We start from the raw sequence: 22,610 nt of genomic DNA, 5'->3' as shown, positions 1-22,610 counted from the left end.
CGAAATCATGGAGTGATTCGGTGCCAACAATCGTCGTCGAGGTAATGCCCAAGGCTGAAATCCTCGATCCTCAGGGCAAGGCCGTAGCCGGCGCCCTCGTCCGCCTCGACAAGAGCGAGTTCACTTCGGTGCGCATCGGTAAGCGTTTTGAGCTCACCGTTGACGGCCCGATCACCGAGGAGCTGCTGGCTGAGGCCCGCGAGATCGCTAACGATCTTCTCGCTAACACGGTGATCGAAGATGTGATTTACGTCGGCGAGGCTCGCGGTGCCGACGACGCTCAGGGCGCATAGTGCGCGTCGGAGTCATCACCTTCCCGGGTTCGCTCGACGACCGCGACGCTCAGCGTGCGGTCAAGCTGGGTGGCGGTGAGCCGGTAGCCCTGTGGCACGGCGACCACGACCTCAAGAACGTGGATGCCATCGTTCTGCCCGGTGGTTTCAGCTACGGCGACTACCTCCGTGCGGGCGCTATCGCAGCCCACTCGCCCATCATGAGCGAGGTCATTGCGGCCGCCAACGGCGGAATGCCCGTTCTGGGTATCTGCAACGGGTTCCAGATCTTGGTGGAATCCCACCTTCTTCCTGGCGGCCTCGTGCGCAACGATCACGGTGACTTTGTCTGCCGCGACCAGAAACTGCGCGTCGAGAATGTCGACACGGCGTGGAGCAACGCCTTCAAAGAAGACGAAGAGATCATCATCCCGCTCAAGAACGGTGAGGGCGGCTACATCGCCGACCAGACCACTCTTGACCGCCTTGAGGGTGAAGGCCAGGTTGTGTTCCGCTACCTCGAGGTCAACCCCAACGGGTCGGCGAACGACATTGCTGGCATCTCGAATGCTCGCGGCAACGTTGTCGGCTTGATGCCGCATCCCGAACACGCGACGGAGCCTGGCTTTGGCCCAGACACTCGCGCGGCGATGCGCTCGGGCACCGACGGCCTCACGTTCTTCACGAGCGCAATCAACTCGTTAATGGCCAACGCCTAAAACTGAAAGTTCAGCCTCATGTTTGCGACTCCCAAGTCACTGTTCCGCGTTCTCGCGTTCGCTGAAGCGGTCACGTGGACACTGCTCATCACCGGCCTCATCTTGCGCGCTACGGCGGGGCTGGATGTCGCGGTGTCGATCGGCGGGGCCATTCACGGTTTCGTCTTCCTGGCCTACGGTGCCACTGCCGTGTTGCTAACGGTGAACCAGCGCTGGAGCGTCGGCACCGCCGTTCTCACGATTGGCAGCGCGGTCATCCCGTACGCCACGATTCCGGTGGAACTGTGGCTGGCACGCTCGGGTCGCCTCACGGGTGACTGGCGCAAGGAAGCTTCCGATCATCCGCGGGATGCTGGTTGGATTGACCGCACGATGCGCTGGTTCTTGAACCACCCGTACATTTTGGTGGCCCTCATCGCGGGCGCCGTCATTCTGCTCTACGTCGTGCTTCTCATTGCGGGCCCTCCCGGCGGCAAAGAGTAACCTCGCCGGATCGGCGGCCTCGCAGCACCGCTCGCTACAGCAAAAAGAACGGGATCACTCCCGGGTTTCTGGCGTGCACGATGACGAGGAACACGACCGCGTCAAACAGTAGGTGCACGCTCAGCACGTAGACGAGCGACTTGGTGGTCGAGTAGATCCAGCCCTGCAGCAGCGCGAACGGGATCGTCAGCAGCGGTCCCCACGACTGGTAGCCAAGTTCCCACAGGAACGCCACGAAGATCACCATTTGCAGCAGGTTCGCCTGCCACACCGGGAAGTGTCGCTTGAAGAGCACGAAGACGGTGAGGATGAAGAACAGCTCATCCCACGTGCCCACCGCGTTCACACCAACAAAGAGGCGGCCGATCTCGTCGGGCGTCGTGACGATCGGCCAGTTGAGGTACACCCCGCTCGTGATGAAGTAGAACGGCAAGATGAGCCAGCCGAGAAAGAGCACGAGAAACAGGTAGCCCCACTGAACGCGGGTCCACGGCCATCCGCCCCGCCACGGAAACCGGATGAGGCGATCCTTGAACACGAAGCGTGACAGCGCGTAGGGCACGGCAACCGCCGCTGCCAGCACGAACCCCAGCAAGAAGAAGTTGCCCCAACTGATGTCGGCTTCAACCGACACCGTAGAGACGATGATCATGCCGACGGCGATCAGCAGCAGGTCTTTCGTGAGCCCCTCGGTGAGCTTGCGGCTGTCGGTGAACCACGCTGCGGCGAGCGCCACAGCCACGACCACATAGCCGAGCAGTGGCAACCGCAGGGAGAACATCAGCACCGCCGAGCCACTCAGCAACGCTGCGGGAACAAGCCCCCAACTGCGTGAACTGAGTGGGGGCGAACTGACAGCGCTGTCGAGTGCAGGCATCGTGCATGGCTCCTAATCGATAGAAGTGCGCTTGGCGGTCGAGGTCTGCGCCTCATCCGCATTGGTCTCTTCTGGGCCAACCACGTTCTCGGGAACATTCTCCTGAACGGGAATCGCTCCGGTGAACTCTTGACGGCGAGCATCCGCTTCGGCGCTGCCGCTAAAGAGACCACGGTCTTGGGGTTCGACGGCGCCCTTGGTGCGGCCGCGCGCCTCATTCTCGACCATGAGTACGCGCGTGCGGGGCAGCGCGGCCGGGTTCTTGGCCTGCAGCCAGGTGACCATTTCTTCGCGAACGTGCGTGCGGAGGTCCCACTGTGCGCCGGAGTCTGCGGCGCTGATCAGTACACGAACGCGCACGAAGCCACCCGTGGCATCCACGACCTGGATGTTGGCGGTGCGGCCGTCCCACAGGTCGGATTCGGCAACGATCTTCTTGAGGTGAGCGCGCATCTGGTCGATGTTGACGCGCCAGTCGAGGTCGAAGTTGATCTCGCCGAGGAGCTCGGTGGCGTTGCGGGTCCAGTTCTGGAATGGGGTGGTCGTGAAGTAGGTGGAGGGCAGCACGAGGCGGCGCTGATCCCAGATGCTCACGACGATGTAGGTGAGGGTGATCTCTTCGATGCGGCCCCACTCGCCGTCGGCAATAACAACGTCATCCACTCGGATGGCGTCGCTGAAGGCGAGTTGGATTCCGGCGAACACGTTGGCGAGAGCCGATTGCGCGGCGATACCGGCGACTACGGAAACGAGGCCGGCTGAGGCGAGAACACTCGCGCCAAGGGCTTGGGCGCCAGGCAGCGTCAGCAAGATGGCGCCGATAGTGAGAATGACGATCACAGCAGTGAGAACGCGACGAATCAGTTGCACTTGAGTGCGCACGCGACGTGCAGCACGGTTGTCGGGCACATCCGTCGGGTAGCGAGCGATAGTGCGGTTGAGCAGAAGATTGATGATAGCGATGAGCAACCACCCGCTCGCCGCGATGACCGCGATACGGAACACGTAGTTGACGACATCACTGAACTCCTTCACCGGCAGCGTGATCGATACCGCTGCCCACACGGCAAGCAATGCCAGGAGCACCCGCAGTCGCTGCCGGGATTGGGCAAGGGTCTGATAAACCCCCGGGCGCAATCGAGCGATTCCCCGCACTACAAGGGAGATCACACCAATAGCGATAAAGACAGCTGCGAGCGCAATCACGACAGCTACAGCAAGCCCGAGCCACGATACCCATTCAAACAATCGAGTAGTTTCCTTTCGTTCGCGTTGTTCCACCCTAGGGGTAGGCACCACAACAAAGCCTGACGTGATTGACTAGGGCGATTCGAGAGGGATGTGATGAGCGAGCTAGCAACACAGAGTGCGCGTCGAAATTCCCTGCGCCGGTGGATCGCGACCATGCGCGAGGGCATCGCGGCTGAGCTGTGGCCACTTCCCACGATCGCCATCATTCTCGCTGTCATTCTGGGTATCGTCTTGCCCCTTGTCGACCGTGCCGTCGATGATTCCCTTCCCGCGCTATTCGAGCGCATTCTGTTCGCTGGTGGGCCCGAAAGTGCCCGCGCTGTTCTTTCTGCAATCGCGGGCTCGCTCATCACCGCGACTTCACTCACCTTCTCGCTCACGGTCGTTGCATTGCAGTTGGCCAGCAGCCAAGCATCACCCCGAGTGCTGCGAACCTTCCTCAAAGATCAAACAGTGCACTGGACGCTCGCCGTGTTCGTTGGCACTTTTGCCTATGCGCTCACCGTGCTACGCACGGTTCAAGACGGTGACGAAAGCATCGAGCCGATCGTTCCGCGCCTGGCGGTGACCTTGGCGTCGCTGGCGACCTTGGCGAGTGTTGTCATGCTCACGCTGTTCCTGGCGCACCTCGCGCGGCAGCTGCGCATTGAGACGACGATGCGGCAGGTCTACCTCGAAACCGGCAAGACCATCGAGCTCGTGGCATCCACCATGGCCACCGGCGAAACGGAACTGCCCGAGTGGCCGCCCGCCGAACGCATTGAGCTAAGCCTTGCGAAGCGCTCGGGGTTTATTCGGTCAAGCGACCGTTCGCGGCTGCTCACGATCGCGATCAAATACGACATCGTGGCGCGCGAAGAACACACCGTTGGTCATCACGTGGTCAGTGGCACCCCGGTGCTGCGCTGGTGGCCGCGTGATCCGATGCGCCATGTGGATGACGAAGAACGCGCCACCATCACCAGCGCTTTGGTTGGTGCCGTCAGCCTCGCTTACGAGCGCACGGCCAGCCAAGATATCGGTTTTGGCATCCGGCAACTCGTCGACATCACGGCGCGCGCCCTCTCCCCCGGAGTCAACGACCCGACGACGGCCGTACACACGCTCGGGCACATTTCGGCGACGCTGTGCTCGATCGCCGACCTGGAGATTCAGTCGCGCGGCCTCACCGATGACGACGACATCGTGCGCGTGATCATCAAGCCGCACAACTTCATCAACCTGCTCGATATCGCCCTCACTCAGCCGCGCCGCTATGGCGCGAGCGATCCCGGAGTGGTTGAGCGTTTGTTCCAACTGCTGCAAGAGGTGGGCTACCGGGCGCAACGCACCGAGCAGTCCGAAGCGGTGGCGGAGCAGATCGACCGGCTCGAAGCATCCGTTGCCGCCGAAACGTATGACGCTGTGGAGCGCGAACGGTTCGCGCGCTTCGCCGAAGCTGCCCGCGTGGCGACCACAGAGCACCGCTGGCTCTAGGAGACCTCAGTCCAGACGTCAGCGATGGCAGGAGCGCCTGTGTTCGCTCCCGCCACCGCGACACTTAAAGCGGCAGGTTAGGTGACAGCGTGTACTTCGTTTCGAGGTACTCGTGGATGCCTTCGATACCACCCTCGCGGCCGAGACCCGACTGCTTGACGCCACCGAATGGTGCGGCGGCGTTGGAAACTACCCCCGTGTTGAGACCGAGCATTCCGGTCTCTAGCGAGTCAATGAGGCGCTGCCCGCGGGCCAAGTTCTGAGTGAACGCGTAGCCAACCAACCCGTACTCGGTCGAATTCGCTTCGGCAACGGCCTGACCCTCATCCGAGAATCGCGTAATTGCCACGACCGGGCCGAAGATCTCCTCGCGGAGAATCTCGCTCCCCGACTGAACGTTGTCGAGAACAGTGGGTTGGAAGAACGAGCCGGCACCGCCCAAAGCCGAGCCCCCCGCGAGCAGGTCAGCGCCTCGCGTAACAGCGTCATCAACGAGCTGCGCAACCTTGTTGACCGCCTTGTTGTCGATGAGTGGCCCTATCGCGACACCATCTTCCGTTCCTCGACCAACCGTGAGCGCTGCGACACGCTCAGCCAGGCGGGTACCGAACTCCTCAGCAACAGACTCGTGAACGATGAAGCGGTTAGCGGCAGTGCACGCCTGGCCAATGTTGCGGAACTTGGCCTGCATTGCGCCCTCGATCGCGAGATCGAGATCAGCGTCTTCGAAGACGATGAACGGAGCGTTTCCGCCCAGCTCCATCGACGTGTTGAGCACGTTATCTGCCGCCTGCTTGATGAGCTGAACTCCCACCGGCGTCGAGCCAGTGAAGCTGAGCTTGCGCAGTCGGGGATCAGAAATGATCGTGGCAGACACCGCAGCACTCGATTGAGTCGTCAGCACGTTCACTACGCCAGCAGGAAGTCCCGCCTCTTCAAGCAACTTCACCAAGAAGAGCGTGGAGAGTGGGGTCAAAGCTGCGGGCTTAATGATCGAGACACAACCGGCAGCAATCGCCGGAGCAAGTTTGCGCGTAGCCATGGCCAGGGGGAAGTTCCACGGCGTAATCATGAACGCAGGCCCCACCGGGCGCTGCGTGACCGTCATACGACCGGTTCCTTCAGGGTTGCTGCCATAGCGGCCAAAAATACGCACAGCCTCTTCAGAGAACCAGCGCAAGAACTCGCCGCCGTAAGCGACCTCGCCTCGAGCTTCCGCAAGCGGCTTACCCATTTCGAGCGTCATCAACAGCGCAGCATCTTCCTTGCGCTCATTGAGCAGATCGAATGCACCCCGCAAGATGTTGCTACGCACGCGCGGCGCCGTCGCCGCCCAGGATTCCTGAGCAGCAGTGGCAGCATCCATGGCGTTCGCGCTGTCAACAACGTCCGCGTCCGCAATGGTCGCGATGACCTTGCCCGTGGACGGGTCATTGACGTCAAGGGTCTTCTTCGAATGAGAATCGACCCACTGACCGCCAATGAAGAGTTGATGCGGAACGCTCGCGAGTAACTCTGCTTCGGTTGTCACAGCGAAGTACCGAGCTTGAAGCCCTGGTCACGGTCATCTTTGCGCGTGTAGGAGAAGCCATCCGCACCCACCGTGACAGCCATTTCGCTAGCATCGGTGCGAGCGATGATGGGCTGCACATTTCCGTCAAGGTCGAGCACGGGAGAAGCCTCGGTGTACCAGCTCGGCACAACCGGGTTTCCCCACCAGTCGCGACGCTGGTTGTCGTGAACATCCCACGTGACGACAGGGTTGTCTGGGTCACCCGTGTAGTAGTCCTGAGTGTAAATCTCCACACGGTGACCATCAGGGTCGGTGATGTAGAGGTAGAACGCGTTCGAGACACCGTGACGGCCGGGACCGCGTTCGATGACGTCGCTCTTGCGCAGCGCCCCGAGTTTGTCGCAAATGTAAAGGATGTTGTGCTTCTCGTGAGTCGCGAAGGCAACGTGGTGCATGCGCGGTCCATCGCCACCGGTCAGGGCGGTGTCGTGAACGGTGTCTTTGCGACGCATCCACGCGGCGTAGGTGACGCCGTCTTCATCCTGAATGTCTTCCGTTACCCGGAAGCCGAGGTCTTCCATGTACTTGCGTCCGCGAGGAACGTCAGGAGTGACCTGGTTGAAGTGGTCGAGACGCACCAACGCACCGGGTCCGTACAGTTCGTAGCGCCAGGCCAGCCGCTCGACGTGCTCAACGGAGTAGAAGAACTCGTAGGGGAAGCCCAGAGGGTCTGTAACGCGAACGGAGTCACCGATGCCGTTGACGAACCCGTCACGACGGCGCTCGGTGCGACATCCGAGTTCCTTGTAGTAGGCCTCAGCGAGGTCAACATCTTCCGGCGTGCGCACGCGGTAGGAGAATGCCGCCACTGCCGCGACAGGTCCCTTACGCAGAACCAGGTTGTGGTGAATGAACTCTTCGAAGCTACGCAGGTAGATCGCGTTCTCGTCTTCTTCCGTGACGGCGAGACCGAGAATGTCCACGTAGAACTCTCGCGACGCCGCGAGGTCCGTGACGATGAGCTCCATGTAAGCACAACGCAGGATGTCCGGCGGTGTAGCAGTGGGCGTGGGAATCATAGCGGCGTTGCTGTTGTGTGTAGTCATGAGGTGTCCTAGTGAGGTGGAGTGTTAGTGAGCGCCGAAGCGTGCTGTGTGCACTTCGCCGAGAGTGATGTGAACGGCTTGCTGATCGGAATAGAAATCGAGAGAGCGATAGCCGCCCTCATGGCCAAGACCGGAAGCCTTGACTCCGCCGAAGGGAGTGCGAAGGTCGCGAACGTTGTGCGAGTTGAGCCACACCATGCCCGAGTCAACTGCTTGTGCGAAGAGGTGCCCCCGCTCTAGGTTCGACGTCCAGATGTAAGCAGCGAGACCGTACTTGACGCCATTGGCCAGTTCAAGCGCCTCGTCATCCGTGTCAAAGGGTGTGATGGCAACCACCGGGCCAAAGATCTCCTCCTGGAAGATTCGTGCCTCTGGTTTCACATCCGCGAAGACGGTCGGCGCAACGTAGTTTCCAGTCGGAAGCCCCTCGGGGCGACCGCCTCCTGCGACAAGGCGCCCTTCGCTCTTACCGAGCTCGACGTAGCTCATTACCTTGTCAAAGTGTTCCGGGTGAACCAACGCCCCGACTTCAGTCTTTGGATCATGTGGGTCACCAACGACGATGCTCTTCGCCCGTGCTGCGAAACGCGCAACGAAGTCGTCATAGACAGAACGCTCGACGAGGATGCGCGATCCTGCGGTGCATCGTTCGCCGTTCAGCGAGAAAACTCCGAACAGGGTGGAATCGAGGGCGGCGTCAAGGTCTGCGTCAGCAAAAATGACAGCTGGCGACTTGCCGCCGAGTTCCATCGACATGCCCTTCAGAGTGGGCGCACAGTTGGCGAAGATCGTTTGCCCCGTGGTGCTTTCGCCTGTAAACGAAATGAGCTGGACATCGAGGTGCTTAACGAGAGCGTCGCCGGCTTGCTCACCGAGACCGTTCACGAGGTTGAATACGCCATCGGGAACTCCCGCCTCGCGGAAGATGTCAGCCCACAAGCTTGCCGAAAGGGGCGTGAACTCTGCTGGCTTGAGAACGACCGTGCACCCCGAAGCGAGCGCTGGCGCAAGCTTCCAGCTCTCCAACATGAACGGGGTATTCCACGGCGTGATCAGTCCGGCGACCCCTTTAGGCTTTCGGTTCACGTAGTTCATCTGACGCCCAGGGACCTTGTAGGTGTCATCTGCCTGGGCCACGATCAGATCTGCGAAGAAACGGAAATTCTCGGCGGCACGCTGAGCTTGCCCGAGCGCTTGAGTAATGGGCAGCCCCGAATCGAAAGACTCCCATTCGGCGAGGGTGGCATCGCGCGACTCGACGATGTCTGCGATCTTGTTGAGGACTCGCGACCGAGCCCTCGGGAGCATCCGGGGCCACGGACCATCGTCAAAGGCTTTCCGGGCTGCGGCAACAGCTAGATCGATATCTTCCCGCTGGCCCGCTGCCGCGGTGACATACGTGTCGTTCGTTACAGGGTTGAGTACATCGAACGTTTCGCCCGAAACGCTGTCGACAAACTCGCCGTTGATGTAGTGCTGGATCTTCTGGGGAAGTCCCTCGGGGATGTGCTGCGATGCCATTGTCACTCTCTTCCTAATACGAAGTCACGAGAAGGGCGAGAGAGCCGTTGGCTGACCCGACCTACGCTGGAGGGCTATATTCAGATCGTATACGATTTAGTACACGTTTCCAAGGGTTTGTGAAAACAGGACGTCAGTTAGTCGTCGAACGGTTGCGCAAGCATGTTCCCCGCAAAGAAATTAACGAGCTGCTCGGTACCGCTGAACGGCACGACATGGGCCACATACTGGTCCGGTCGGACCACAACAACACACCCTTCGCTGGCATCAAGACCCCGTGAACGGTTGAGGTCCTCGCCATCGCAGGCATACACCTTCTCGTAGTCAATCAATTCAAAGGGACCACCCCGCGGCAAAAAGATGGGGTGGACCGCTGAGATATCGACGTCGTGGTGGTGACCCGGAAACACAACCTTTGCGTCAAACACCGAGTCGATGTCAGCGCCCGACGGAGTGTATTTCACTACCGGAGATTCAGGAGATGACGCTAACCACTCCGCCCACTTTTCGAAGACGCTCGCTGCTCCTCGTTCAAGGTCGTGTGCGGCCGGGAACGCGTATATCCTCCAACGACCATCCGCCCGATGGTGGTGACCGAGATGGATAGGCACCCCATCAGCGACGCGGACCACGGGCACAGACTTGAATCTCTTACCGATCGGGAAACCTGAGGCGAGCCCCTGATGCGTTGTGTCCCCCGTGATCATCGACGAAGAGTATTGAGTCATGAATCCCGCCGGGAACTCCGCCGTTCGCACATAGAACTCCCCCAAAGCCTGAGGAGTTTCAAACTCCTCAGGCTTTTTGGCCATGAGACTCGACCACTCGCGATCGAAATCGATCAAGTTCTGGGCAATGACTTGGCGCTCCCCCGAGTACGTCTCCAGAATGCGTTCCGGGCTTCTTCCGAGAAGAACGTGGGCAAGCTTCCAGCCCAAATTGAAACCGTCTTGCATCGAGACGTTCATCCCTTGGCCAGCTTTGGCACTGTGGGTATGGCAAGCATCTCCAGCAATGAAGACCCTCGGGGACCCGAGGGTCTGGTCGACGGGTACGTTATCGAACTTGTTCGTTAGACGATGACCAACCTCGTAAACGCTGGACCAGGCCACTTCTTTCACGTCCAACGTGTACGGATGCAAAATCGCGTTCGCGCGCTCGATGGCCGTCTCAACAGTCGTCTGACGCACGGCGCCATTGTCCCCCTCCGCGACCTCGCCGAGATCAACGTACAAGCGAAAGAGGTGCCCGCCCTCACGCGGGATCAGCAGAATGCTTCCCGCTTGCGACTGGATGGCGCACTTGGTGCGAATATCGGGGAAGTCCGTCACCGCGAGAGTGTCCATAACGGCCCACGCGTGTGCTGCGGATGCTCCCTCGAGCTCCACCCCGATAGATTGGCGCACTTTACTTCTAGCGCCATCACAACCCACTACGTACTTCGCCTGCACGACGCGCGTGTTGCCCTGCTCATCCTGCACCGTGACGGCGACAGGAAACTCTCCCTCGTCCGCCACTTCAAGGTCGACAAACTCGAAGCCGTAATCAGTGGTCATGCGCGACGGCGCATTGTGCATCGCTTCGGAAAAGTAGTCGAGAACTCGCGCTTGGTTCACGATCAAGTGCGGAAACTCGCTGATTCCTGACGCGTCATCCTCGGCACGGTCAGTGCGCACGATTCGAGAGGGGTCTTGCGAGTCGGGGCCCCAGAAACTCATTTCAGTAATGCGGTAGGCCTCATCCGTAATTCGCCCCGCAAAGCCGAAAGCCTGGAAGGTCTCTACGCTTCGAGCCTGAATCCCGTCTGCCTGCCCGATGGCCAGTCGACCAGGTCGCCGTTCAATGATTCTGGCGTTAATCTCTGGGAACTGCGCGAGTTGCGCGGCAAGGATCATGCCAGCAGGCCCAGCGCCGACGATCAGCACGTCGACCTCGTCCGGCAGTGTGGTCGGGCGCTGGATTTGAGACGCAGGCTGCACTCGCGGGTCCCCGGATACGTAGCCGAAATGGTGGAACTGCATGATGATCCTCACGTGTCGTCGTTGACGCTCTGGACTTTTCTGTCACAGCGTGTATTCTTTTATAGAACACAACGTTCTACTATTGAATGCGATAGTAGCCCTCAGCCCGTTCAATTGCAATGGAGCCTTCCCATGTCACAGACGAAGCTGCCCGAAGTTCCCCCGTCTCAAACGCTGAGCCGCGGAATCAGCATCCTTGAGCTGTTGGCCGACAGCACTCAATCGCATTCAATCGATGAGGTCGCGACGCGGCTATCGCTGCACCGCTCGGTCACCTACCGCTTGATTCGAACGCTCGAACTGCATCGCCTCGTTGAACGGGGAACAGATGGAACCCTCCGGCTCGGCGCGGGCCTTGCAGCGCTGGCAACCGGCGTAGCTCGCGACCTCTATTCCGCTGCACTTCCCGAGCTCACGTCAGCAGCAAACGACCTCGGCATCACGTGCTTTCTTGCCACTTTCGACCACGACGAGTGTGTAACGCTCGCGAGCGTAGAACCGCGCCACACAGTCGCAACGGTTGCTCAACGACCAGGAACTCGACACCCGGTCACGATAGGAGCCCCCGGCAGAGCATTACTCATGCAGCTTCCCCACCCCCAATGGCCTCACAACACAACGCCCGAACTCCACACTGCCGTGGAGCTAGCGACAACGATGGGCTGGGCTGAGACTCACAACGAGGTCATCCCGAACCTGCACTCGATCGCTGTCCCCCTGCAGGTGCGCGGCAAAGCGCCCGCGACGTTAGCCGCTGTCTATCTGACTAGCGACAATGATTCCTCTGTCATTGCACGACGCCTCATCCACGCCGCCGAACGAGTGCTAGCAGCGCTCGACGGAGATGTGACCTCGCCTAGTCCCGCATAGCGCTTTCGGCCGGCAGCGCACGGCCTATTGACGCCCACAACTGATGCACCCCTCCGCGCAACGACACTTCGCCAACGCCCGCGAGAGATTGCAGAACGAGCCCATCGAGAGCCGCAAAGACGTGGCGCGCTGTAGCGTCGACATCGTCGACGACACCCAAGCCGGCGAGGCTATCGCGGGTTACTTCAAAATATCGCTCGTAGAGATGTTGCACTGGGCCGCGAAAGCGCTCGTTTCTGCGCGCTTCGAGAATCATCTCGTACTGGAAGATTTGCAGCTCGGGATTCGCCGTGACGGTGCGAACGAAGGCATCTGTAAAACGCTGTTCCGACGAAAAGTCGATCAGCAGTGTCGTGTCGATCGACCGTTCGACAGCCCACTCCAACGCCGACGACAGCAAGGTTTCGCGGTTGCCAAAGTGATGAGCAACCAGGGAATTGTTGACGCCAGCGTGCTCGGCCACGGCACGAAATGTGAAGCCTCGCAGTCCCTTGTCTGCAACGACGTGGATCGCTGAAGAAACAAGAAGATCGCGCCCCTCGCCGTACCGAATATTTCGAGCCATACAGCAACTGTACCTACCGTTCAGCCCTCAACTGCGCGACATTGACCGCGCAGTTGAGGGCTGCCGCTCTAACCGCTGATTACTTGTGCCTGCGATACAGCTTTCAGACCTTCAACCCCAAACTCGCGACCGTAGCCGGAGTGCTTGACTCCGCCAAAGGGCACCATGGGGTGAAGTCCGCCGTGCGAGTTGATCCAGACAGTTCCAGCTTCCAGACGCGCGGCGATCTGCTGGGCCTTCGCCCTATCGGCCGACCACACGGACGCCCCCAAACCAACCTCGAGCGCGTTTGCCTCGTCAATTACCGCGTCAAGATCTGAGTACCGGATTACCGGGAGAGCCGGCCCGAACTGCTCTTCGACAACCAGGTCTTGGTCATTCGCGATGTCAGCGACGATCGTGGTCGGGTAGAAGTTTCCCACGGCGTCCCGGTCAGGGTTGCCGCCAATAACAATGCGCGCGCCGGATGCCTTCGCCGACTCCACCAATCGGTCCACTTCCGCGAACTGACCGCGGTTTTGAAGGGGACCCAAGAGGCTCGATTCATCAAGCCCAACACCCATCGGAACCGTCTTGGCGAACTCCGCCAGGTGCTCAACTACCGAGTCGTAGATCGAGTCGTGAACATACAGACGCTTGAGGGCAGCACAGGTTTGCCCGGTGTTGATGAAGGCGCCCCAGAACAGATCTTCAGCAATTGCCGCAGGGTCGACATCCGGAAGCACGATGCCGGCGTCATTTCCCCCGAGTTCCAGCGTAAGGCGAGTTACGTTGGCGGCGCTTGCCTCGATGATGCCCTTACCCACCGGAGTGGATCCGGTAAACATCAACTTGCCGACCTTGGGACTACGCGTGAGGGCATCGCCAACAGTGCGCCCAGGGCCCGTAACAATATTCAGCACGCCTTCTGGCAGAACCTCGTTCATCACTGTGACGAGGGCCAAGACTGACAATGCGGTCGTATCCGCAGGTTTGATCACCACGGTGTTGCCCATACGTAGCGCTGGAACGATCTGCCAGATGGAGATCATCATTGGCCAGTTCCAGGGCGAAATCGCGCCGACTACGCCAATCGGCCGATAGTGCATCTCTGCATAACCCGACTCGTCATCGATCAAGACTTCATGAGGCAATGGCGTATCAGCGGGAACTCGCGTCCAGGCCACGCAGCCGCCTACTTCGAATCGTGCGTTCGGACCGTTCAGCGGCTTCCCCTGTTCTCGGGAAAGCAGCTCCGCCAGCGCTTCGGCTGACGCTTCAATAGCGTCCGCAGCTTGATGAAGCAAGGCACTGCGTTCGGAATCGTCCCGCGCGGCCCACGCAGCCTGGGCTGCTTCTGCGCGATCGATAGCCGCGTTGAGGTCCGCAACATCTTGCACTGCGACTTTTCCGATGAGTTCACCCGTCGCAGGGTCAAAAACTTCCCTGCTTTCTGCACCATCCTTCGGTGAAATGGTGGCGAGCAGGCTCTGATAGTCGTACATCGTTCTCTCCTTTGAGGATTTTATTTCGGGGTTTAGACGGTTGAAGCGGTGAGATTCGAGCCAGCGAACTGATCTCTCAACGTCAGGAACTCCGACAGCGGAGCGCCTCGATCGAAAAGGGGGCGAGCACGCACAAGTTCTCGAACGAGTCCGAATGACAACAAGGCGGTGACTTGCTGCCCGCGAGAGTAAACAGCCAAGAATTTTCCGTGCGCGACAGACCCTGCGAGCACCGAGAGGGTGTCGGTGGGCTCAGCCACCCCCAGCATCTGGATCTTGATCCCGAACTGGTCGGACCAGAAGTACGGCTGATACTCGTAGGGCGGCAATGCCGCCCCGGCAATCGCGGCCCCGACGTACTTCGCCTGTTCAACCGCTGAGCTCCAGTGCTCTTGCCTCACGTGCGAACCGTGCTCTTCCGACCACCACGCGGCCACATCGCCTACGCAATAAACCGAGCCCGCTGAATCGGCTTGACCATTCGAGGCACACTGTACGCCGTCGCCGAGCGCTAGACCGCTACCTTCTAGCCACTCTTGGTTGGGCATCGCCCCGATTCCAACAACGACAAGCTCTGCAGGAATTGTCTCGTCTTCGAGAATGACCCCGCTGACGCTCTCGCCGGAAGTGAACCCGAGCACACGCCCGTGAGTGCGAACCTTCACACCGTTTCGTTCATGAAGCGCGGCACAGTTAGCGCCCATGACCGGACCGAGCGCACGCACTAGCGGTACGCGGCCTGCCTCGATCAACGTGACTTCTGACCCCATACCGCGGGCAGTTGCCGCAACTTCGAGCCCCACGAAACCCGCGCCAATGATGGCGACACGGGGATGCGACGCGAGAGCTTCAGAGATCGCGCGGCAGTCGTCGAGCGTTCGAACCACATGCACGCCGGGAGGTACTTCAAACGGAAGTGGGCGAGCTCGAGCCCCCGTCGCGATCACTAAGGTCTCGTACTCCACCTGTGATCCGTCACTCAGATGAACTACTCGTCGAGAAACGTCAAGCTTGACCGCCTCAACACCGAGGCGAAAGTCAGTGCGCAACTCTGCGAGTTCATCCCCATTGCGAGGAAAAAGTACTCTCTCATCGAAGTTCCCCGTGAGTACCTGTTTCGACAATGGCGGACGTTCATAGGGGCGATGGCTTTCCATCCCAATCAGGGTGACCGGACCGCTGTACCCTGCTGCGCGAGCACTTTCGATAGTGCGAATCGCAGCGATGCCTCCCCCGACGACGACGAGCCCCGGACTCATGAGGCGCTCTCAACACGAAGAGCGCGCACTGGGCACGAAGAGACCGCATCGGCGGCGAGGTCCTGATCTGATGCCGCGGGGGTCTCTTCGAGAACGACAACTTTTCCCTCATCATCGATGTCGAAAATGTCGGGTGCAGCAACCATGCAGTTTGCGTAACCCTGGCACAGCGTTGTGTCAGCGATAATCTTCACTGTGAGACTCCTTCACCGGTCAGTTTCGGCTCGAGAGCCTGCCACGTGCGTTTCTGAAACATTGCAATTGACGATTCGTTCTGGGCCAGCAGTCTTCCTTGCGGCACCCTCCCGGAGTCATATCCAGCTTGCTGCGCAGCCACAACGACTTTGTCTTCGTTGAAAGTGGAGTCGTACATTTCGAGCCATGACTGCATAACCTCAGGGTCAACGCCGGGCCGCGCATAGACGTCTACGATGAACCGGCACGATTTCGGTCCGAGCGGAACCAACCTGGTAATCGCTCCCGCATATTCGTCTACAGAGAACGCCGTCGAAGGCCACACATACAGCAGTCGAAAATCGTCGAGCTCACTCGAATCTCGTTGCTCAGCGAGCGGCGCATGCTGAATCGGCGCGACCTGCGTCAGAACGTTCTCGTAGTTGTCACAAATGTAGTTGTCGGGGTCCGTTGCGATCGCTCGGCCAAATGTGTCGTGATGAACAAGGTCACAGTGGTAGCACTCCAGCGAGTTCTCCATGAACAACTTCCAGTTCGCGTCCACGTCGTAGCTGAAGTGCCCTGCATGGTCCCACCCGCTAAATCCGAGCTGCAGCTTCTCGACCAGCTCGGGAGCTCGCTCTAGGTACTCCAACAGGCCCGGAGCATCCTCAGACGCGTTCGCGAAAACGAAGTCGCCGAACGACTCCACCCGGACTGTGGGAAGAGCCATGCTCTTACGATCGAAATCGGGGTCGGCCTGAGATCGAGGAGCGGTCTTGAGCTGACCGTCCAGACCATAGGTCCAACCGTGATACTTGCACTGGAGGATGCGAGAACAGCCGTCCCCCGACGCAACCGGGTGGAGTCGGTGTAGACACGCATTCACCAGTCCATGCAGCTCGCCCTGCGCATCTCGAGTAATGACAACGGGCACGTCGCCCAGCGTCGCGGTGACGTAGCTTCCCGTTTCGGACAACTTCTCCATCATCGCGACGAAGACCCACCCTTTAGCAAAGATCTCCTTCTTCTCGAGTTCGAAGATCTCTGGGTCCGAATAGAGATAGGCCGGCAACTGCCACCCGTTCTCCATAGAGGCCCTCACACTGTCTGACGACGTCGATGTCATCGGTCATTCCTTTCGATCACACACGGCCAATTCGCCGCTGCCCTCATCTTCGAACGCTCAGTGGCGGGGCTCTTGCCTGATCGCATACCGAACTTGATGCGACACTCACACTTGCTCACAACGCCCCCTCGCCGACAAAAACATTGGCGTTCTCTCGTCGCGAGACAGCCCGATACTCGCGAGGCGTCATCCCAAAGCTCTTCGAGAACGTGCGCGAGAAGTGAGCCGCGTTAGTGAAACCCCAGCGACTCGCGATCGTCGATACCGAGAGATTCGCAAGCTCCGGATTAGCAAAGTCACGGCGGCAACGCTCTAGTCTTCGCTCGCGAATCCACCCTGTGACACTCTCCCCCTGAGCAGCAAAGAGCTTCTGCAACGTACTTACAGAAATGTGATGCGCACTCGCGACCTCCGCGATACGCAGTCCAGGATCTTGCAGCCGACGTTCTATAGTGCGCCGCACGGCCAACAATAGGCTGGCGTGCCGGTCAGGGCTTTGAATCTGAGCGCCTGGCGACTCCAGAAGACAGGCAGCCAATAGGGCAATGAGAGCATCGGCGAGGTGCAGGTTCACCTGGCCAGCTCGAAGACTGCTGTTCGTGCTGATGGAGCGGGCGAGGGAAACGAATACCTCCCTGACGCTGTCGTTCGTCGCCAACGAAACCCCGCAGGTCGCCCGCACAAGCTCTTTTGCCACCCCGAGCGAGGATTCCGGAAATGTCATCGCGACCACATGACTAGCTTCTGCGGGCCTCAAACGCGGGGTGTTTCGAGCATCCAGCAGCACAAATCTTTCTGCTTCCAGCCGCAACTCAGACTGTGCCAACTGAACGTCGCACTCCCCTTCGAGAGCCAGCACAACGCACAAGCTATTAGCGCGAGGCCACGAGAGCTCACTTAGGTCGCACTCGCGGCTAATTCGCACAAGCACAGCGTGTCCCTCGACGCCCTGAGGGACATCGAGGGACACGCCAGTGCTGCTTGCAGTTTCCATTGACACAGTGACGGTTACGCGACCCTATTCCGCGAAGTCTGCGGGGTTAGGGATCTGCTCGCTTCGGTCGCGCCAGACCAACTTCTTACGATCCTGAACGACCTGCCGGTAGATGTAGAGCACCACCGACAGCGCAAGGATGGAGAGCCCGATGATCGTCTGTACATGACTGCCGTAGCCAGCAAGGTCGGGTCGCGCAACTCCAATCGAGATGACGAACGCGTTGAGAAGCACGATAAACCACGCAATTGGGATCCAGATCGCTGACCGCCGAATCGGACGCGGCCACTCGGGGCGGTCCTTGCGAAGGAGCAGAAAGGCTGCGACTCCCAGCGTGATCGAGGTGAGGTAACCAAGGTTGCTAGCGAGCAAGATGCTTACTGGGTTTGCAAGCAGGATCAAGATCACAATGTTGACGATCGCGTCCAGCGCCAAGCCTCGACCGGGAACACCGTACTTGTTGATGCTGTCGAGCTGACGGAGCGTGAACCCTTCTTGCGCCAGACCGTAGAGAGCACGTGCACCGTCTGCCGTACCCGACATCATGGCGATGAACATGTTCGCAGCGACGATTACGACACCGATCCAGGCGCCGGATCCCAGCAGGGTTTCGAAAGACGTGCCGATGTAGCCCACGGGGTTGGCGCTCACTGCTTCCTCACCAATCGAGCCGATGACTCCTAGCGGAACCAACGTGAACAGGGCAAGCATGAAGGCCGATGAGCTCAAAAGCGCCTTAGACGTATCCCGAGGAGTGTCTTTGTATTCGGGAGCGAAGGAAGCACAGATCTCTGTTCCGTACGTCACCCAGGCTGTCGCGTAGTAGACAACAACAACGGTCATCCAGTCGCCTTCAACGTGCCACGTAAGCCGTGAAGCGTCCCAGATTCCACCGTCGACCACGTAAGGGCCGAAGGCAACGATCATGAGGCCGATGATGACAAACACACCCAGCCACTTGTTGATCGTTGCGCCGAGCTTCACGCCGCGGCGATTGAGCAACCAAGCCACGACGATCGCTGCGATCGCGATCACGTGGGCAAGCCCAAGATCATTTCCTGCAAAGCCGACGCTCGCAGTCGCTGCCGGCACGAAGGAAGTCTGAAGCAAATAGCCGAGTCCTACGGCCGTTACCGAGAGAGAAAGTGACCATCCCATCCAGTATCCGAAGGAGGCTACGGCGCCAATCGGGATGAAGTACTTCTTCCAACCTTCAATTGCGTAGCGGGCGACACCGCCCGACTTGCCGGGGAACATCGCGGCGAGCTCCCCCAGAATGGCGTTCTGCAGCATCGACACGATCGTGGCTGCAACCCAGATTGCGATTGCAGTCCACGCACCGACGGCCCCGATGAGAAAGCCGAAAGTAACGAACAGACCGTTGGGGATCACGAGAGATAGCGCAAAGCCATCTTTCCACGTGAGTGTTTTCTTGAGCTTGTGTTCAGATTCGTGTGACGACTGCGTCACAGGTGATGTTGACATTTCGGGCCTCCGGACATCTTTGGCTGAGGGTGTTCTGTGGGTAATTAAGCAGGTCCCGCAATCCGTAACGATTGACGGGTGTTGTGTCATTCTTCTTGCGTGACGTGCTGCAGATTTGACCGCGCGCGTTCACTACTTGCACGACCGCGTCAGGATTCGACGAGTCGCAAACCTTGAGGGTGGGCAGGAGGAGGGTTGGGCTTGCCCCGCAAGATACGGCTGGCGACCGTTAACCCGCTTTCGATCGCTCCATCGATAAAGCCTCCCCATCCATTGGCTACATCCGCGCCTGCGATATGAATGTTTCCGTGAGGGGATTGAAGTGAGCGCAACGATTCAGAGAGGAACCCTGGTCTATGCATGGGCCAGGTTTCTTGCGCGAGTTCGTCGGTCACCCAGTTATGACCGGCACTTTCAACGACCTTCACGCCCGGAATGAGCTGCTCGAGCACTTTCTCAATCGCACGAGGGTCTTCGGGGTCAATGGCGTGAGCGTCTGAACCGAACCCAATGATGTATGTCTTACCGTCGTGAACGTATTCCGCTTGGAAGAAGTTGAGGGGCCACTCTGGGTCGCCGAACGCAACGAAGGGAGGCCGTTCTCCTTCGATGGTGAACCAGACTTTTGTGCCGAGCCCAACCTGGCCTTTCTCTGCTGCATCGATCACTTCCGGTGCAAGAGCGGGCGAACACTGCACTCTGGCGAGCGACTGCAGAGGGATCGCGAGAACTACATTCTGCGCAACGTACTCCTTGCCGCTGGCTGTCACGACAGTAGAGAGAGTGCCAGTCGAGCGGATCTCGCGAACGTCAGCACCAAACTCAAACGTTGCGGTGGTGTCGCTACGAAGTGCTGCGGCCAATGCTTTCGTTCCGCCTGCAATCTTGTAGGTGGCGCACGCTTCGAAGTTGACCTTCCAATCACCGTTGGTCAGCGCGACCCAACGCAGGGCTTGCGTAAAGGCGGCGTCGCTAATCTTGCCGTTAAAGTTCAACGTCCAGAATGACCGAAGAAGCACACGCTCTTCATCACTGATGTCGAGGGAGTCGATTTGTTCGGCAACCGTCAGCCCATCGATGGCCGCGACCTCCGTCGAGTCGAGCGGTCGATAAGGATCAGGAAAGACTTCGCGTGACCGAGCCGTGAGAAGAGAATTGGGTGAGTCGAGCATCTCAAGGAGCCGCTCGGGAGCGCATGACTCCACGTGAGTGCCGTTCCACCAGAATGCCTGCTCAGGTTCTGGACTAGGCACGGTACCGATGCCGTAACGCGTCATTTCAGCCCACACGTGTGGCTGAACCCAGTGAACCCATGTTCCGCCCAGCTCCAGTTCGAGCCCCATGCGCTCGGCGAGCCATGTACGGCCACCGAGTCTGTCCCGTGCTTCGAGGACCGCGACTTTCTGTCCCGCCTGCGTCAGCTCTCGTGCCGCTGTGAGCCCGGCGAAGCCTGCTCCGACAACAATGGTGTCGAATGTATTCGTCATTGAATTTCCATTTCGTGTTGTTGTTTCTCGCCCGGGTCAGGTTCTAGCTGTAGACGAAGAATTCCACCGTGGGCTCGAGCACCGTCCACTCGGCAACGGTGGACTTGTTGAGCGAAGCGGATCCTCCCGCGGTGAGCTCGAAAGCGTCTCCCTCGGCCGGGCGGATACGAATACGTCCTTCGACGATGTAGATCGTTTCGTCGGCGGCACTTACGATCTGCATTGGCTCCGGGGCTTCTTCGGGGGTGACGAACCAGTAGCCCGCGCTCAGTTCCGGCCGGCTTCCCGCGCCGCCTTCTCTCAGCCACTGCACGTGACCCACTTCGAAGGGGCCTGCCTCAGCACGCGCGATAGTGCTGTGAGTAATGAACTGCGTTTCTGACACTGTCTCTCCTTTGAGTGCACTGCAATGCGCCCAATTTAAGCAGATGCTTAGTTTAGGCGCAAGCATTATTTGCACTCACGTGCGCTTCCAAGAATCTGCGGGTGCTGAGTCACTGCGCACGTGTATCCCGCCATACACGCGCGAGCCCCCGAAAGCTCTCGGCGCGTTCACGACAACACGCAGACTAGGATTCTGACGTGGAAGACACTTACGAACTTGAACTCCGTAGCGTTCCCTTCGAGCATGCAGACTCGGTGATGCTGCGGTCAGCGCAGCGCGCTGAGCTCACCGCACGGTACGGTACGGAAGACAGCGAACCCGGCGTTAAGCCCAATGCTGATTCGGTTGTCGTGTTCCTCATCGCCTACGTCGATGGGGTTCCCGCGGGGTGCGGCGGGCTTCGTCAGCTTAGCGACGAGATCTTCGAGGTGAAGCGGATGTACGTCACTCCAGCGCAGCGCGGCACCGGAATCGCGGTCGCGGTACTCAAAGGCTTAGAGGAATGGGCTCGCGCACAATCGGCAACAACGTTGGCACTGGAAACAGGAACAGCCCAGCCTGACGCGATGCGGTTCTACGAGCGCGAGGGATACTCGCGCATTGAGAACTTTGGCGACTATGTGGGCGAACCGCTCAGCGTCTGCTACGCGAAAAACCTGTAGCTGACCATCGGCATAGGCTAGGGCGGTGCTCGCTCTTGTCGCTCTCGCCGTTGTTATAGGAGCACTCTCTCAACGCATCACCGGCATGGGCTTTGCGCTCGTCGCGTCTCCGCTGATCGTGATTTTGCTCGGCCCCTTCGATGGTGTGCTGGTCGTGAACCTCTGCGGCGTCGTCTCGTCGCTGCTCATCATCCCGCGGGTCTGGCGTCATATTGAGTGGCGTACTCTGGCATGGCTGGCGATCCCCGCGGTGGCGGCCATCATCCCAGGCTCGCTCCTTGTCACTCGCCTTCCGGGTGCTGTCATGCAACTCGGCATCGGCGTGCTCGTGATCGTTGCCCTCACCGCGACCCTGCTCATTACGCGCGCGGAACACATCGTTCCGGCCCGCCCAGCAGCAATCGTCGCGGGGGCGGCATCCGGTTTCATGAACACGGCGGCGGGAGTCGGCGGCCCGGCCCTCAGCATTTATGCGGTGCTGATGCGCTGGCCGCAAGTGAATTTCGCGGCCACTCTGCAGCCGTATTTTGTGATCGTGGGCCTGGCGTCGCTCGCTACCAAAGCTCTCTTCTCGGGCGGCGTACTGCCTGATCTGGATGTCGCCAGCTGGGCCCTCGTTGTCGGGTCGCTGCTTGTGGGGCTCGCGTTGGGTGAAGTGCTCACTCGTCACATCAGCCATCGAGCAGCTCGCATTGCGGTGATCATCGTGGCCTACCTCGGAGGAACCGTCGCGATCATCGACGGCGCTCTCGCTCTCGCGAGCTAACGCCCGGGCGCTTGCGGTTTGGCCCGCCGCCTTCTTTAACGCACGAATGCCCGGCCCCAACGTTCGGGACCGGGCATCCGGTGTTCGACTTCGCGTTAGCGCTGCCGTTTC

Annotated in this window: 22 protein-coding genes; 7 read left to right on the top strand and 15 right to left on the bottom strand. The window is 59.7% G+C overall.

What is annotated here, in order from left to right; genetic code table 11:
• Positions 1–20: 20 nt before the first annotated feature.
• Genes purS through ACR3YK_RS06500 form a run of 3 tightly spaced genes read left to right on the top strand, consistent with a single transcriptional unit; the run spans position 21 to position 1,474 of the window.
• Positions 21–293, top strand: coding sequence for a phosphoribosylformylglycinamidine synthase subunit PurS (gene purS, locus ACR3YK_RS06510; protein WP_486174127.1), 273 nt, complete (start codon positions 21–23; stop codon positions 291–293).
• Positions 293–991 (top strand): phosphoribosylformylglycinamidine synthase subunit PurQ, encoded by a 699-nt coding sequence (purQ, locus tag ACR3YK_RS06505; protein WP_486174126.1) that lies wholly within the window; start codon positions 293–295, stop codon positions 989–991. Before purS ends, purQ begins: the two co-directional genes overlap by 1 nt.
• Positions 992–1,009: 18 nt before the next feature.
• Positions 1,010–1,474, top strand: coding sequence for a DUF3817 domain-containing protein (locus ACR3YK_RS06500; protein WP_486174125.1), 465 nt, complete (start codon positions 1,010–1,012; stop codon positions 1,472–1,474).
• A 34-nt stretch (positions 1,475–1,508) separates the two neighbouring features.
• Here the strand turns inward: ACR3YK_RS06500 and ACR3YK_RS06495 are convergent, their stop codons facing one another.
• Complete coding sequence (locus ACR3YK_RS06495) at positions 1,509–2,351, bottom strand: CPBP family glutamic-type intramembrane protease (protein WP_486174124.1); 843 nt, start codon at positions 2,349–2,351, stop codon at positions 1,509–1,511.
• A 12-nt stretch (positions 2,352–2,363) separates the two neighbouring features.
• Positions 2,364–3,599, bottom strand: a complete 1,236-nt coding sequence (locus tag ACR3YK_RS06490; protein ID WP_486174123.1) for a mechanosensitive ion channel family protein — start codon at positions 3,597–3,599, stop codon at positions 2,364–2,366.
• A 96-nt stretch (positions 3,600–3,695) separates the two neighbouring features.
• Between ACR3YK_RS06490 and ACR3YK_RS06485 the strand changes: the two genes are divergently transcribed.
• Entirely contained in the window at positions 3,696–5,078 is a 1,383-nt protein-coding gene (locus ACR3YK_RS06485) for a DUF2254 domain-containing protein (RefSeq protein WP_486174122.1), read from the top strand.
• Between the two features lie 64 nt (positions 5,079–5,142).
• On the opposite strand, the gene ACR3YK_RS06480 is transcribed toward ACR3YK_RS06485, so the two are convergent.
• The 4 genes from ACR3YK_RS06480 to ACR3YK_RS06465 all read right to left on the bottom strand — a co-directional run bounded on the left by ACR3YK_RS06480 (position 5,143) and on the right by ACR3YK_RS06465 (position 11,239).
• A complete protein-coding gene (locus ACR3YK_RS06480; RefSeq protein WP_486174121.1) occupies positions 5,143–6,609 on the bottom strand; it encodes an NAD-dependent succinate-semialdehyde dehydrogenase in 1,467 nt (488 codons plus the stop codon).
• The gene (gene hpaD / locus ACR3YK_RS06475) at positions 6,606–7,697 is read right to left on the bottom strand and encodes a 3,4-dihydroxyphenylacetate 2,3-dioxygenase (protein ID WP_486174120.1); all 1,092 of its coding nucleotides are present in this window, start codon (positions 7,695–7,697) and stop codon (positions 6,606–6,608) included. Before hpaD ends, ACR3YK_RS06480 begins: the two co-directional genes overlap by 4 nt.
• Before the next feature lie 24 nt (positions 7,698–7,721).
• Complete coding sequence (hpaE, locus tag ACR3YK_RS06470; protein ID WP_486174119.1) at positions 7,722–9,218, bottom strand: 5-carboxymethyl-2-hydroxymuconate semialdehyde dehydrogenase; 1,497 nt, start codon at positions 9,216–9,218, stop codon at positions 7,722–7,724.
• Positions 9,219–9,355: 137 nt separating this feature from the next.
• Positions 9,356–11,239 (bottom strand): FAD-binding monooxygenase, encoded by a 1,884-nt coding sequence (locus ACR3YK_RS06465; RefSeq protein ID WP_486174118.1) that lies wholly within the window; start codon positions 11,237–11,239, stop codon positions 9,356–9,358.
• Between the two features lie 132 nt (positions 11,240–11,371).
• On the opposite strand from ACR3YK_RS06465, the gene ACR3YK_RS06460 reads away from it, so the two are divergent.
• Positions 11,372–12,109, top strand: a complete 738-nt coding sequence (locus ACR3YK_RS06460) for an IclR family transcriptional regulator (RefSeq protein WP_486174117.1) — start codon at positions 11,372–11,374, stop codon at positions 12,107–12,109.
• On the opposite strand, the gene ACR3YK_RS06455 is transcribed toward ACR3YK_RS06460, so the two are convergent.
• The 9 genes from ACR3YK_RS06455 to ACR3YK_RS06415 all read right to left on the bottom strand — a co-directional run bounded on the left by ACR3YK_RS06455 (position 12,096) and on the right by ACR3YK_RS06415 (position 21,071).
• Complete coding sequence (locus tag ACR3YK_RS06455; protein WP_486174116.1) at positions 12,096–12,674, bottom strand: TetR/AcrR family transcriptional regulator; 579 nt, start codon at positions 12,672–12,674, stop codon at positions 12,096–12,098. The two genes, ACR3YK_RS06460 and ACR3YK_RS06455, sit on opposite strands and share 14 nt — an antisense overlap.
• Positions 12,675–12,742: 68 nt before the next feature.
• A complete protein-coding gene (locus tag ACR3YK_RS06450) occupies positions 12,743–14,158 on the bottom strand; it encodes an aldehyde dehydrogenase family protein (protein ID WP_486174115.1) in 1,416 nt (471 codons plus the stop codon).
• A gap of 32 nt (positions 14,159–14,190) precedes the next feature.
• Entirely contained in the window at positions 14,191–15,417 is a 1,227-nt protein-coding gene (locus ACR3YK_RS06445; RefSeq protein ID WP_486174114.1) for an NAD(P)/FAD-dependent oxidoreductase, read from the bottom strand.
• Positions 15,414–15,611 carry a ferredoxin gene (locus tag ACR3YK_RS06440; RefSeq protein WP_486174113.1) on the bottom strand — a complete coding sequence of 66 codons (198 nt, stop codon included), beginning with the start codon at positions 15,609–15,611 and terminating at the stop codon, positions 15,414–15,416. Before ACR3YK_RS06440 ends, ACR3YK_RS06445 begins: the two co-directional genes overlap by 4 nt.
• Positions 15,608–16,684: an aromatic ring-hydroxylating oxygenase subunit alpha gene (locus ACR3YK_RS06435; protein WP_486174112.1), complete on the bottom strand. Its 1,077-nt coding sequence runs from the start codon at positions 16,682–16,684 to the stop codon at positions 15,608–15,610. Before ACR3YK_RS06435 ends, ACR3YK_RS06440 begins: the two co-directional genes overlap by 4 nt.
• A gap of 151 nt (positions 16,685–16,835) precedes the next feature.
• Positions 16,836–17,444 carry a helix-turn-helix domain-containing protein gene (locus ACR3YK_RS06430; RefSeq protein ID WP_486176381.1) on the bottom strand — a complete coding sequence of 203 codons (609 nt, stop codon included), beginning with the start codon at positions 17,442–17,444 and terminating at the stop codon, positions 16,836–16,838.
• 294 nt (positions 17,445–17,738) lie between these two features.
• Positions 17,739–19,199 (bottom strand): APC family permease, encoded by a 1,461-nt coding sequence (locus ACR3YK_RS06425; protein WP_486174111.1) that lies wholly within the window; start codon positions 19,197–19,199, stop codon positions 17,739–17,741.
• 149 nt (positions 19,200–19,348) lie between these two features.
• On the bottom strand, positions 19,349–20,686 hold the full coding sequence (locus tag ACR3YK_RS06420; RefSeq protein WP_486174110.1) for a flavin monoamine oxidase family protein: 1,338 nt from the start codon (positions 20,684–20,686) through the stop codon (positions 19,349–19,351).
• 43 nt (positions 20,687–20,729) lie between these two features.
• Complete coding sequence (locus tag ACR3YK_RS06415) at positions 20,730–21,071, bottom strand: cupin domain-containing protein (RefSeq protein ID WP_486174109.1); 342 nt, start codon at positions 21,069–21,071, stop codon at positions 20,730–20,732.
• A gap of 197 nt (positions 21,072–21,268) precedes the next feature.
• Between ACR3YK_RS06415 and ACR3YK_RS06410 the strand changes: the two genes are divergently transcribed.
• Positions 21,269–21,733 (top strand): GNAT family N-acetyltransferase, encoded by a 465-nt coding sequence (locus ACR3YK_RS06410; protein ID WP_486174108.1) that lies wholly within the window; start codon positions 21,269–21,271, stop codon positions 21,731–21,733.
• A gap of 25 nt (positions 21,734–21,758) precedes the next feature.
• A complete protein-coding gene (locus ACR3YK_RS06405) occupies positions 21,759–22,499 on the top strand; it encodes a sulfite exporter TauE/SafE family protein (protein WP_486174107.1) in 741 nt (246 codons plus the stop codon).
• Positions 22,500–22,610: the final 111 nt, after the last annotated feature.

The sequence above is a fragment of the Salinibacterium sp. 10G20-15 genome (assembly GCF_057365065.1).
This window is presented reverse-complemented; position numbering and strand designations above follow the sequence as displayed.

Coding starts and splice junctions, on each gene's coding strand:
- hpaE (WP_486174119.1), bottom strand. CDS start 9,218: ATGGCATCGCAGCACATCCCCGAGGGACTTCCCCAGAAGATCCAGCAC.
- ACR3YK_RS06485 (WP_486174122.1), top strand. CDS start 3,696: ATGAGCGAGCTAGCAACACAGAGTGCGCGTCGAAATTCCCTGCGCCGG.
- ACR3YK_RS06465 (WP_486174118.1), bottom strand. CDS start 11,239: ATGCAGTTCCACCATTTCGGCTACGTATCCGGGGACCCGCGAGTGCAG.
- ACR3YK_RS06420 (WP_486174110.1), bottom strand. CDS start 20,686: ATGACGAATACATTCGACACCATTGTTGTCGGAGCAGGCTTCGCCGGG.
- ACR3YK_RS06500 (WP_486174125.1), top strand. CDS start 1,010: ATGTTTGCGACTCCCAAGTCACTGTTCCGCGTTCTCGCGTTCGCTGAA.
- hpaD (WP_486174120.1), bottom strand. CDS start 7,697: ATGACTACACACAACAGCAACGCCGCTATGATTCCCACGCCCACTGCT.
- ACR3YK_RS06455 (WP_486174116.1), bottom strand. CDS start 12,674: ATGGCTCGAAATATTCGGTACGGCGAGGGGCGCGATCTTCTTGTTTCT.
- ACR3YK_RS06460 (WP_486174117.1), top strand. CDS start 11,372: ATGTCACAGACGAAGCTGCCCGAAGTTCCCCCGTCTCAAACGCTGAGC.
- ACR3YK_RS06435 (WP_486174112.1), bottom strand. CDS start 16,684: ATGGAGAACGGGTGGCAGTTGCCGGCCTATCTCTATTCGGACCCAGAG.
- ACR3YK_RS06430 (WP_486176381.1), bottom strand. CDS start 17,444: ATGACATTTCCGGAATCCTCGCTCGGGGTGGCAAAAGAGCTTGTGCGG.
- ACR3YK_RS06425 (WP_486174111.1), bottom strand. CDS start 19,199: ATGTCAACATCACCTGTGACGCAGTCGTCACACGAATCTGAACACAAG.
- ACR3YK_RS06450 (WP_486174115.1), bottom strand. CDS start 14,158: ATGTACGACTATCAGAGCCTGCTCGCCACCATTTCACCGAAGGATGGT.
- ACR3YK_RS06445 (WP_486174114.1), bottom strand. CDS start 15,417: ATGAGTCCGGGGCTCGTCGTCGTCGGGGGAGGCATCGCTGCGATTCGC.
- ACR3YK_RS06495 (WP_486174124.1), bottom strand. CDS start 2,351: ATGCCTGCACTCGACAGCGCTGTCAGTTCGCCCCCACTCAGTTCACGC.